The organism is Kitasatospora sp. NPDC059747, assembly GCF_042732955.1.
GTDB lineage: Bacteria > Actinomycetota > Actinomycetes > Streptomycetales > Streptomycetaceae > Kitasatospora.
Map to the genome: position 1 here is coordinate 97,094 of NZ_JBHWGV010000014.1, position 11,783 is coordinate 108,876.

The following is an 11,783-nucleotide window of genomic DNA, read 5'->3' on the forward strand; positions in this document are numbered from 1 at the left end:
GTGTCCTGGGGAGTTGACAGCGATCCCGGAGCGTGCCAGCGTCGAAGCGCTTCGATGAACGACCACCGAGCCCAGCCCGCCCGAGGGGTATTCCACGTGAGTTCCGTGCCCGCAGCCGCAGCCGGCCTGCCCGCTTTCCGCAATCCCGCGCTCGCCCTGCGCAAGCGTGTCGACGACCTGCTCGGCCGACTCACGCCCGACGAGCGGCTCGCGATGCTGCACCAGTACGCGCCGGCCGTGCCGCGCCTCGGGGTCGGCCCCTTCCGCACCGGCGCCGAGGGTCTGCACGGCGTCTCGTGGCTGGGCGTGGCGACGGTCTTCCCGCAGGCCGTCGGCCTCGGCGCCACCTGGGACGAGGACCTGGTGCGCCGGGTCGCCGAGGCGGTCTCCACCGAGCTGCGGGCCTTCCACTACCACCGCCCGCCGATGATCGGCACGGCCGAGGACGGACCGAACTCCCTCCAGGCCTGGGCCCCGGTGCTCAACCTGCTGCGCGACCCGCGCTGGGGCCGCAACGAGGAGGGCTACTCCGAGGACCCGGTGCACACCGCGCGCATCGGCGAGGCGTTCTGCCGGGGCCTCGCCGGCGACGACCCGACCTACCTGCGGGCGGCCCCGGTGCTCAAGCACTTCCTCGCCTACAACAACGAGGAGGACCGCTGCACCACCTCCTCCGGGGTGCGCCCGCGCGTGCTCCATGAGTACGACCTCGCCGCCTTCCGGCCCGTCGTCCAGGCCGGTGTCGCGACCGGTGCCATGGCCGCCTACAACCTGGTCAACGGCCGCCCGTGCCACGTCAGTCCGCTGATCGAGACGGAGCTGCGCCGCTGGGCCGGGCCGGCCGGCCCCGACCTGTTCGTGGTGAGCGACGCCGAGGCGCCGTCCAACCTGGTCGACCCGGAGCACTACTTCGAGGACCACGCGGTGTCCCACGCGGCGGCGCTCAAGGCCGGCATCGACAGCTTCACCGACCACGGCCAGGACAGCGCGACCGTGGTCGGCCGGCTGCGCGAGGCGCTGGAACGCGGCCTGATCGACCAGGCCGACGTGGACCGCGCCGTCCGCCGGCAGCTGGAACTCCGCTTCCGCGTCGGGGAGTTCGACCCCGAGCTCGACCCCTACGCCACCACCGGCGCCGACGTGATCGACTGCGCCGACCACCGCGAGCTGGCCCGGCAGGCCGCGACCGAATCCGTCGTCCTGCTCAAGAACGACGGCCTCCTGCCGATCGACCCCGCCCGCACGCCCCGGATCGCCGTCATCGGCCCGCTCGCCGACGCGCTCTTCGAGGACTGGTACAGCGGCACCATGCCGTACCAGGTCGGCCTCGCCACCGGCCTCGGCGCGGCCCTCGCCCCGCACGGCGGCGAAGTGGTCCACGTGGACGGCTCCGACCGGATCGCCCTGCGCTCGCGCACCACCGGCGACCTCCTCGGCAAGACCTCCTTCGACGTCACCGACTGGGGCGGCGGCGCCCTCACGCTGCGCGCCGCCGACACCGGCCGCTTCCTGACCGTCAAGGAGGACGCCGCCCTCGCCGCCGACCTGGAGGTGATCAAGGCCTGGTTCGTCCAGGAGACCTTCCGGCTCGAACCGGTCGGCCCGGCCGGCGAGGACACCGTGCTGCTGTACAACGTGTTCACCGGCCGCTACGCCGCCGTGGACCCGACCGACGGCCGGGTGACCGTCACCGCCGAGACCCCGGAGACCGCCGAGCGCTGGCAGCGGGAACTCCTGCGCGACGGCCTCGCCGAGGCACGCGAAGCCGCCGCGGCGGCCGACACGGCGCTCGTCGTCCTCGGCAACCACCCGATGGTCAACGGCCGCGAGACGGAGGACCGTGCCGACATCGACCTGCCCGAGGGCCAGGAGGTGCTGCTGCGCGTCGTCGCCGAAGCCCGCCCGGAGACGGCACTGGTGCTGATGAGCAGCTACCCGTTCGCCGCCGACTGGGCCGACGAGCACCTGCCCGCCGTGGTGTGGACCTCCCACGGCGGGCAGGAGACAGGCCACGCGCTGACCGCGGTGCTGCTCGGCGAGGCCGAGCCCGCCGGCCGCCTGCCGCAGACCTGGTACCGCGGCGACGACCCGCTGCCCGCCCCGCTCGACTACGACATCATCAAGGCCGGGTGGACCTACCAGTACCACCAGGGCGCCACCCTCTACCCCTTCGGCCACGGGCTGTCCTACACCGACATCGCCTACCGCGACCCGCGCCTGTCGCAGCCGTCGATCGGCCCGGACGGCGAGGTCGACCTCACGGTCACCCTGGAGAACCGCGGCCGGCGCTCCGGCGGCGACGTGGTCCAGGTCTACGTCCGAGCCCTGGACGCCCGCTACGAGGCGCCCCGGGTGCGCCTCGCCGACTTCCGCAAGGTCCGCCTGGAGCCGGGGGAAAGCCGCGAGCTGACGTTCCGGCTGCCGGCCGAGCGGTTCGCCCACTGGGACGTCGCCACGGGCGCCTTCGCCGTCGACCCCGGCGACTACGAGGTCGTCGTGGCGCGCTCGGCCGAGCACCCGGTCCTCGTCACGCCGCTCACCGTGACCGGGACAGCGCCCGCCCCCCGCGCCGTCGTCGAACGGACCGTCCGGGCCGTCGACTTCGACGACCACACGGACGTCACCATCGTCGACGCCACCCGCGCCGACGGCGACGCCGTCACCCCCACCGCCCCCGGGCAGCCCGCGGCGCTCCTGTTCCGCGCCTGCGACGTGACGGGGGCCGTCCGGATCGAGGCCGAGACCGCCCGCGAGCACGGCGAGGACGGCGCTGCCCGGCTGGAGGTCCGGGCCGGCGGGCACCTGCTGGCCGGGATCGACGTGCCCGTCACCGGCGACCGCTACGCCTGGACGACGGTCACCGTCGAACTCGCCGCCCCGCTCGACGGCGTGCAGGACGTGATCCTGACCCTGCACGGCGACTTCCGGCTCGCCGCGTTCCGCTTCGCCGCGGCCGGCTGACACCTCCCGCCCCACAGACCGGCGGCCCGCCCCAGGGGGGAGGCGGGCCGCCCACTATCTCCGTCCAGGACCCGAAGCGGCGAGGCCCGTCCGGCACGCTTCCGCTCCGCACCTCTCCCACCGCCGCCCGGAGGCGGCTCCCATGTCGCTGCTCACGCCCCACCACGCTGGCTCGTCATCGCATCACCCGGAGGATTCCCCCATGCCCCTCACCGACTTCGGACTCGACGAACTCGTCCGGTACCGGCCCGAGTTGACCGACCCGGAGAACTTCGACGAGTTCTGGCGGCAGACCCTCGCCGAGGCCCGCTCGCACGGCGGGGCGGTCAAGGCCGAACGCGTCACCGCGCAGTACTCCCTGCGCACCGTCGAGGTCGACGACGTGCGGTTCCCCGGCTGGAACGGCGAGCCGGTGGCCGCCTGGCTGCTGCGCCCGCGCGGCGTGGACGGGCCGCTGCCCGTCGTCGTCACCTACCTCGGCTACTGCTCCGGCCGCGGGCTGCCCACCGAGCACCTGTTCTGGCCCTCCGCGGGCTACGCCCAGCTCGTCGTCGACAGCCGGGGCCAGGGCCACGACACCCCCGACCGGGGCATGGGCGACGGCACCCAGTGGGTCGAAGGCTTCATGACCAAGGGCATCGACTCGCCCGAGAACTACTACTACCGGCGACTGATCACCGACTGCGTGCGCGCCGTCGACGCCGTCGCGCAGCTGCCCGGTCTCGACACCGAGCGGATCGTGCTGACCGGCGGCAGCCAGGGCGGCGGCCTGTCCATCGCCGTCGCCGGGCTCACCGGGGACGCCGTGGCGGCGGTGATGCCGGACGTCCCGTTCCTGTGCCACTTCCGCCACGCCGTCCAGATCGCCGGCGAGGGGCCGTACCCCGAGATCGTCAAGTACCTGCGCTGGCACAGCAGGCACCGGGTGGACCCCGCACTCGCCACCCTCGACTACTTCGACGGCGTCCACTTCGCCCGGCGGGCCACCGCCCCGGCCCTGTTCAGCGTCGGCCTGATGGACCCGGTCTGCCCGCCCTCGACGGTCTACGCGGCGTTCAACCGCTACGCGGGCGAGGACCGCACGATGACGGTGTGGCCGTTCGCCGACCACAGCGGAGGCTGCGGCTCCAACCCGCCCGCCCAGCTCGCCTGGCTGCACGCGCGCGGCCTCGGGCCGGAGCTGTGAACGTGAACATCCCGGCCTTCCCCGACCTGCCCGCCGGATTCCGGTTCGGCGCCGCCACCGCCGCCTACCAGATCGAGGGCGCCCACGACCAGGACGGCCGCGGCCCGTCCATCTGGGACACCTACAGCCACACCCCCGGGCGCACCCTCGGCGGCGCCACCGGCGACACCGCCTGCGACCACTACCACCGCTACCCCGAGGACGTCGCCCTGCTCCGGGAACTCGGCGTCGACGGCTACCGCTTCTCGATCGCCTGGCCCCGCCTCGTCCCGGGCGGCACCGGCCCGGCCAACCCGAAGGGCCTGGACTTCTACGACCGCCTGATCGACGAACTGCTCGCCGCCGGGATCGCGCCCGCCGCCACCCTCTACCACTGGGACCTGCCGCAGGCCCTGGAGGACCGGGGCGGCTGGCGCGTCCGGGAGACGGCCGAGGCGTTCGCCGAGTACGCGGCCCTCGCCGCCGACCGGTACGGCGACCGGGTCGAGCGCTGGATCACCCTCAACGAGCCGTTCTGCTCCGCCTTCGTCGGCTACGCCGAGGGCCGGCACGCCCCCGGCGCCCGGGAGGGCCGCGGGGCACTGGCGGCCGCCCACCACCTCCTCGTCGGCCACGGGCTCGCCGTCCGGGCGCTCCGCGCGGCCGGCGCCCGGGAGGTCGGGATCGCGCTCAACCTCGACCGCCTCCACCCCGCCTCCGACCGGCCCGAGGACCTCGCGGCGCTGCGCCGCGCCGAGGTCCTGCACAACGAGGTCTGGACCGAGCCGCTGTTCGCCGGGCGCTACCCCGCACACGAGGCCGAGACCTGGGAAGGACTCGCGGACGGACCCTGGCGACGGCCCGGCGACCTCGAACCGATCGGCGCGCCACTGGACTTCGTCGGCATCAACTTCTACCGGCCGGTCACCGTCGCGGCCGCCCCGCACCACGAGGCCGACCCCGAACTGCGCACCGCCACGGACATCGGCGTCACCGAACCGAACCCGTACGGCACCCGGCTCACCACCATGGGCTGGCCCGTCGTCCCGTCCGCGTTCACCGAACTGCTCACCGGGCTCCACGCCCGCTACCCGCGGCTCCCGCCGCTCTGGATCACCGAGAACGGCTCCGCCGAGGCCGACCGCAGCACCCCCGACGGCCGCGTCCACGACCCGGAGCGGACCGACTACCTGGCCGGCCACCTCGCCGCCGTCGCCGACGCCATCGCGGCCGGGGTCGACGTGCGCGGCTACTACGTCTGGTCGCTGCTGGACAACTTCGAGTGGGCCCGCGGCTACGAGCAACGCTTCGGCCTGGTCCGCGTCGACTACGACACCCTCACCCGCACGCCCAAGGACAGCTACCACTGGTACCGGGGCCTGATCACCGCGCACCGCGCGCGGACGGAGGAAACCGCCCGATGAAGTTCACCGACGGCTACTGGCTGATGCGCCCGGGCGTCACCGCGCGCTACGCCACCGAGGTCGCCGACGTCCGGACCGGCGAGGACCGGATGACCCTCTATGCGCCCGTCAAACACGTGCGCGGCCGTGGTGACACGCTCAACAGCCCGCTGCTGACCGTCGAGTGCTGGTCCCCGGCCGAGGGCGTGATCGGCGTGCGCACTACCCACCACGCCGGCTCGGCGCGGCGCGGGCCGGAGTTCGCGCTGCCCGGCGCCGAACAGGGCAGCGGGAAGGTGCGCCGGGACGGTGACGTCGTGGAGCTCTGCGCCGGCGAACTGACACTGCGGGTGGACACCTCCAAGCCGTGGCAGCTGGAGTTCACCGCCGGCGGGCGGGTCCTGACCTCGGTGGGAGAGCGCGGCACCGGCTTCGTCACCGACACCGACGGCCGCCACCACATGCTCGGACAACTCGCCCTGGGCGTCGGCGAGCTGGTCTACGGCCTGGGGGAGCGGTTCACCCCGTTCGTCCGCAACGGCCAGGTGGTGGACATCTGGCAGGCGGACGGCGGCACCAGCAGCGAACAGGCCTACAAGAACGTCCCCTTCCACCTCACCAACCGGGGCTACGGGGTGTTCGTCAACCACCCCGGCAGGGTCGGCTACGAGGTCGGCTCCGAGTCCGTCGGGCAGGTCCAGTTCAGCGTCGAGGACCAGTCGCTGGAGTACTTCGTCGTCCACGGCCCGACCCCCAAGCTGATCCTGGAGCGCTACACCGCGCTCACCGGCCGCCCCGCACTGCCCCCGGCCTGGGCACTGGGCCTGTGGCTGACCACCTCCTTCACCACCGAGTACGACGAGGCCACCGTCAACCGCTTCGTCGGCGGCATGGCCGAGCGCGGCATCCCGCTGAGCGTCTTCCACCTCGACTGCTTCTGGATGCGCGAGTACCAGTGGTGCGACTTCGTGTGGGACCCGGACACCTTCCCGGACCCGGCCGGCATGCTGGCCCGGCTCAAGCAGCAGGGGCTGCGCATCTCCGCCTGGATCAACCCGTACATCGCGCAGAAGTCGGAGCTCTTCGCCGAGGGCATGCGCGAGGGCCACCTCGTGCGGCGCCCGGACGGCAGCGTCTGGCAGTGGGACCTGTGGCAGCCGGGCATGGCCCTGGTGGACTTCACCAACCCCGCCGCCCGCGAGTGGTACACCGGCAAGCTGCGCACGCTGCTGGACGTCGGCGTGGACTGCTTCAAGACGGACTTCGGCGAGCGCATCCCCACCGACGTGGTCTGGCACGACGGTTCCGACCCGGAGCGGATGCACAACTACTACACCCACCTGTACAACCAGGCGGTGTTCGAGCTGCTCCGGGAGGAGCGCGGGGAGGGCGAGGCGCTGCTGTTCGCCCGTTCCGCCACTGCCGGCGGCCAGCAGTACCCGGTGCACTGGGGCGGCGACTGCGAGTCGCACTTCAACGCCATGGCGGAGTCGCTGCGCGGAGGTCTGTCCCTCGGCCTGTCCGGCTTCGGCTTCTGGAGCCACGACATCGGCGGCTTCGAGGGCACCCCCACCCCCGCCGTCTTCAAGCGCTGGACGCAGTTCGGCCTGCTCTCCTCCCACAGTCGGCTGCACGGCAGCAAGTCCTACCGGGTGCCGTGGGACTTCGGCGAGGAGGCGGTGGAGGTCACCCGCGAGTTCACCCTGCTCAAGCACCGGCTCGCGCCCTACCTCCAGCGCGCGGCGCAGCAGGCCCACGCCACCGGCGTCCCCGTGATGCGGGCGATGGTGCTGGAGTTCCCGGACGACCCTGCCGTCGGCACGCTCGACCGGCAGTACCTGCTCGGCGACGACCTGCTCGTCGCCCCGGTCTTCACCGAGGACGGGACGGTCGAGTACTACGTGCCCGAGGGGGCCTGGACCAACGTCCTGACCGGCGATCAGGTCACCGGCCCGCGCTGGGTGCGCGAGCAGCACGGCTTCCACACCCTGCCGCTGCTCGCCCGACCGGACTCCGTCATCCCGCTCGCGGTGGACGACCAGCGCCCGGTGTCCGCCTGGGCGGAAGGCGTCGAACTGCGGGTCCACGCCTTCGCGGACGGCGCCGAGCGCACCGTCGTGATCCCGCGCGGCGACGGCCCCGGCGAGACCGCCCGCTTCCACCTGCGCCGCACCGGCGACCGCCTCAAGGTGACCACCGACAGCCCGCACCCGTGGCAGCTGCGGATCGGCGGCCCGGACGGCGCCCTGCACATCGGCCCGGCAGGCACCCGGGAAGCCGACCTGCCCTACCCGGCCTGAGGCCGGCCCCCGACGCGAGGTGCCCCCCCCCCCCCCCCCCGGGGGGGCGGGGGCCCCCCCCCCCACCCCCCCCCCCCCCCCACCGTCGGGCCAGACCCCCCCCGCCGCCCCGTGTCCGCCCGGCCACGGCCGGAGTCGTCCATGCGGCGCCGCACCAACCGCGACCCGACGGGAGAGCCGGGCCGTGCCAACCGCGACCCGACGGGAGAGCCGGGCCGCACCAACCGCGACCCGACGGGGGTGGCGGGGGGGGGGGCCCCCCCCCCCCCCCGCCGCCCGCGGGCCCCCGCCCCCGGGGCCCCGCGGGGGGGGGGGGGGGGCCCCGGGGCCCCCCCCCCCCCCCCCCCGGGGGGGGGGGCGGCCCGCCCCCCCCCCCCCCCCCCGGCTCTCCCGTGGCCCCGGTCAGCGGGCGCCGAGGAGGTGTTCGTAGGCCAGCTGGTCCAGCTGCTCGAACGCCATGCCGCGGCGGGCGGCGGTGTCGACGTCGAAGTCCTCGAAGGCGGAGCGGTCCGCCAGGAGCCCGGCCAGGCCGTCCTGGGCCGTGGGGAGGGCGAGTTCGGGCAGGCGCGAGGCGGTGAGCGCGGCCTGGACCTCCGGGTCGGCGCGGAAGGCGCGGGAACGCTCGGCCAGCAGCAGGTAGTTGCGCATGCAGGCGGCCGCCGAGGCCCACACGCCGTCGAAGTCCTCGGTGCGCGGCGGCTTGAAGTCGAAGTGCTTGGGGCCGTCGTAGCCGGCCGACTCCAGCAGGTCGACCAGCCAGAAGGCCTGCCGCAGGTCGCCGGCGCCGAAGCGCAGGTCCTGGTCGTACTTGATGCCGGACTGGCCGTTGAGGTCGATGTGGAACAGCTTGCCGTGCCACAGGGCCTGGGCGATGCCGTGCGGGAAGTTGAGGCCGGCCATCTGCTCGTGGCCGACCTCCGGGTTGAGGCCGACCCGGTCGGGGCGCTCCAGCTCGTTGATGAACGCCAGCGCGTGGCCGACGGTGGGCAGCAGGATGTCGCCGCGCGGCTCGTTGGGCTTGGGCTCGATCGCGAAGCGCAGGTCGTAGCCCTGCTGCTCGACGTACTCGCCGAGGAGGTCGAAGGCCTCCTTCAGCCGGTCGAGGGCCGTGCGCACGTCCTTGGCCGCCCCCGACTCGGCGCCCTCGCGGCCGCCCCAGGCGACGTAGACCGAGGCGCCGAGCTCCGCCGCCAGGTCGATGTTGCGGATCGTCTTGCGCAGCGCGTAGCGCCGCACGTCGCGGTCGTTGGCGGTGAACGCGCCGTCCTTGAAGACGGGGTGGGTGAAGAGGTTGGTGGTGGCCATCGGCACCTTCAGCCCGGCCGTGTCCAGGGCGGCGCGGAAGCGCTTGACCACCTGCTCGCGCTCGGCGTCGCCGGTGCCGAAGGGGATCAGGTCGTCGTCGTGGAACGTGACGCCGTGGGCGCCGAGCCCGGCGAGCCGCTGTACGGTCTCGACCGGGTCGAGGGCGGGCCGGGTCGCGTCGCCGAAGGGGTCGCGCCCCTGCCAGCCGACGGTCCACAGGCCGAAGGTGAACTTGTGCGCGGGGGTGGGGACGAGCGGGTCGCTGGACATGGAGCGGCTCCGAATCGCGTGCGGAGGGTGTTTGTCAGGGCTCTCAACAAATTAGTATGCCGGAACGTCAAAAGGAACCCACACCGGAGGAACGCATGGCTGAGCAGCGTGTCGTGATCGGCGTCGACAGCTCGACCCAGTCCACCAAGGCCCTGGCCGTCGACATCGACACCGGCGCCGTGGTGGGCGAGGGCCGAGCTCGGCACACCGTCAGCACGGGGGCCGGCAGGGAGAGCGACCCCGAGCAGTGGTGGGCGGCGCTCGGCGAGGCCGCGGCGCGTACGGGCTGGGCGGACCGCGCGGCGGCGGTCTCCGTCGCCGGCCAGCAGCACGGCCTCGTCACCCTCGACGCGGCCGGCGGGCCGGTCCGCCCGGCGCTGCTCTGGAACGACGTCCGGTCCGCGCCGCAGGCCGCCGACCTGCGCGATGCGCTCGGCGCGGTGGAGATCGCCCGCCGCACCGGCAGCGTCCCGACGGCCGCCTTCACCGCCCCCAAGTGGGCCTGGCTGCGCGCTCACGAGCCCGCCGCGGCCGACCGCGTCGCCGCCGTCCGCCTGCCCCACGACTTCCTGACGGAACGGCTGACCGGCGAGGCCGTCACCGACCGCGGCGACGCGTCGGGCACCGGCTGGTGGGGCCCGGACGGGTACGACCAGGACGTCCTCGCCCGCATCGGCCTCGATCCCGCGCTGCTGCCCGAGGTCCTCCCGGCCGGTGCGCGGGCCGGCGTCGTCCGTCCCGGTCTGCCGCTGCGCGAGGGGACGCTGGTGGCCACCGGCACCGGCGACAACATGGCGGCGGCCCTCGGGCTCGGCCTCCGCCCCGGGCAGCCGGTGCTCAGCCTCGGCACCTCCGGCACCGTCTACGCCGTCGGCCGGACGCGGCCGGCCGATCCGAGCGGCACCGTCGCGGGCTTCGCCGACGCCCTCGGCGGCTGGCTGCCGCTGGCCTGCACGCTCAACTGCACCCTGGCCGTCGACCGCTTCGCCGCCCTGCTCGGACGCGGCCGCGAGGAGGTCGAGGACGGCGGCACCGCGGTCGTCCTGCCCTACCTGGACGGCGAGCGCACGCCCGACCTCCCGGGCGCGTCCGGCCTGATCCACGGACTCCGCCACGACACCACCCGCGGGCAGCTGCTCCAAGCCGCCTACGACGGCGCCGCCCACGCCCTGCTCGCGGCCCTGGACGGCGTCCTGCGCGCCGGGGGCGAGGACCCCGACGGCGACGAACCGCTGCTGCTCATCGGCGGCGGCGCCCGCGGCACGGCGTGGCAGCGGACCGTCCTGCGGCTCTCGGGCCGGGCGGTCCAGGTGCCCGCCGCGCAGGAACTGGTGGCCCTCGGCGCTGCCGCCCAGGCCGCCGCGCTGCTCACCGGCGAGCCCGCCGACGCCGTGGCACGCCGCTGGCGGACGGCCGAGGGCCCGGTCCTGGAGGCCGTGAAGAAGGACGAGGACGCGCTCATGCGGATCGGGGATACCCTGCGTCGGGCCGGGGCCTTGCAGGGCGCCCCGGCCGAGGACTGGTAGGAGGGGCGCGTGACGGTGGTGGTCAGGGCGGGCAAGGGACCGGAGAGCGGACCCGCGTCGCAGCAGGACATGCGACGGCAGAACCTCTCACTGGTCCTCGGCGCGGTCGCCGGGCACAGCCCGCTCTCCCGCGCGGACGTCGCCGGGCGCATCGGCCTGACCAGGGCGGCCGTCTCCTCCCTGGTGGACGAGCTGATCGGCCGCGGCGCCCTGACCGAGGCGGCGGCCACGGCCAGTGGCCGGGTCGGCCGCCCCGGCCGGGCGCTGGCCGTGAACGACCAGGGCCCGGCGGGTCTGGGGCTGGAGATCGGCATCACCCACCTCGGTGCTTGCGTGGTGGACCTGCGCGGCGAGCCTCGGGTGTGGCGCCGGGTCGAACGGGAGAACGCGGGCCGGCCGGCCGGGGAGGTGCTGGCGGAGACCGCCGCGCTGGCGGCCGAGGCGCAGGCGGAGGCCGCGGCTCTCGGCCTGAGCGTCGAGGGCCGCGTCCTGGCCGTCCCCGGAGTGGTGCCGAACGAACCGGGCGGGCTGGTCGAGCGCGCGCCCAACCTCGGCTGGCGCGGCGTCTCCCTCGCCGACCACTGGCCCGACCCGGACACCGTGCCCGAGCCCGAGAACGAGGCCAACCTCGGTGCGCTGGCCGAGTACTGGAGCGCCGGGCAGGCCGCGGAGACCTTCGTCCACGTCTCCGCCGAGGCCGGGATCGGCGCCGCCCTGGTCATCGACGGACGGCTGTTCCGGGGCGCCCGCGGCTTCGCCGGCGAACTCGGCCACATCCCCGTCCAGCCGGACGGCGCCGGATGCGCCTGCGGGGGGGGCGCGGGGGGGGGGGGGGAGACGGGGGGGGCGCCGC

Annotated in this window: 7 protein-coding genes; 6 read left to right on the forward strand and 1 reads right to left on the reverse strand. The window is 74.8% G+C overall.

The window, feature by feature from the left end; translation table 11 throughout:
- Positions 1-54 precede the first annotated feature (54 nt).
- The 4 genes from ACFV4G_RS09115 (at position 55) to yicI (ending at position 7,829) form a co-directional block, all read left to right on the forward strand.
- On the forward strand, positions 55-2,961 hold the full coding sequence (locus tag ACFV4G_RS09115) for a glycoside hydrolase family 3 C-terminal domain-containing protein (RefSeq protein ID WP_380438102.1): 2,907 nt from the start codon (positions 55-57) through the stop codon (positions 2,959-2,961).
- Positions 2,962-3,163: 202 nt separating this feature from the next.
- The gene (locus ACFV4G_RS09120; protein ID WP_380438104.1) at positions 3,164-4,147 is read left to right on the forward strand and encodes an acetylxylan esterase; all 984 of its coding nucleotides are present in this window, start codon (positions 3,164-3,166) and stop codon (positions 4,145-4,147) included.
- Between the two features lie 2 nt (positions 4,148-4,149).
- The gene (locus ACFV4G_RS09125; protein ID WP_380438117.1) at positions 4,150-5,550 is read left to right on the forward strand and encodes a GH1 family beta-glucosidase; all 1,401 of its coding nucleotides are present in this window, start codon (positions 4,150-4,152) and stop codon (positions 5,548-5,550) included.
- The gene (gene yicI, locus ACFV4G_RS09130) at positions 5,547-7,829 is read left to right on the forward strand and encodes an alpha-xylosidase (RefSeq protein ID WP_380438106.1); all 2,283 of its coding nucleotides are present in this window, start codon (positions 5,547-5,549) and stop codon (positions 7,827-7,829) included. The genes ACFV4G_RS09125 and yicI overlap by 4 nt, the downstream gene beginning before the upstream one ends.
- Positions 7,830-8,231: 402 nt before the next feature.
- On the opposite strand, the gene xylA is transcribed toward yicI, so the two are convergent.
- A complete protein-coding gene (gene xylA, locus ACFV4G_RS09135) occupies positions 8,232-9,404 on the reverse strand; it encodes a xylose isomerase (RefSeq protein WP_380438108.1) in 1,173 nt (390 codons plus the stop codon).
- A 95-nt stretch (positions 9,405-9,499) separates the two neighbouring features.
- Between xylA and xylB the strand changes: the two genes are divergently transcribed.
- Entirely contained in the window at positions 9,500-10,930 is a 1,431-nt protein-coding gene (gene xylB, locus ACFV4G_RS09140) for a xylulokinase (RefSeq protein WP_380438109.1), read from the forward strand.
- A 9-nt stretch (positions 10,931-10,939) separates the two neighbouring features.
- Positions 10,940-11,783, forward strand: an 844-nt coding sequence (locus ACFV4G_RS09145) for an ROK family protein (protein WP_380438111.1), incomplete at its 3' end; no start/stop codon positions are given.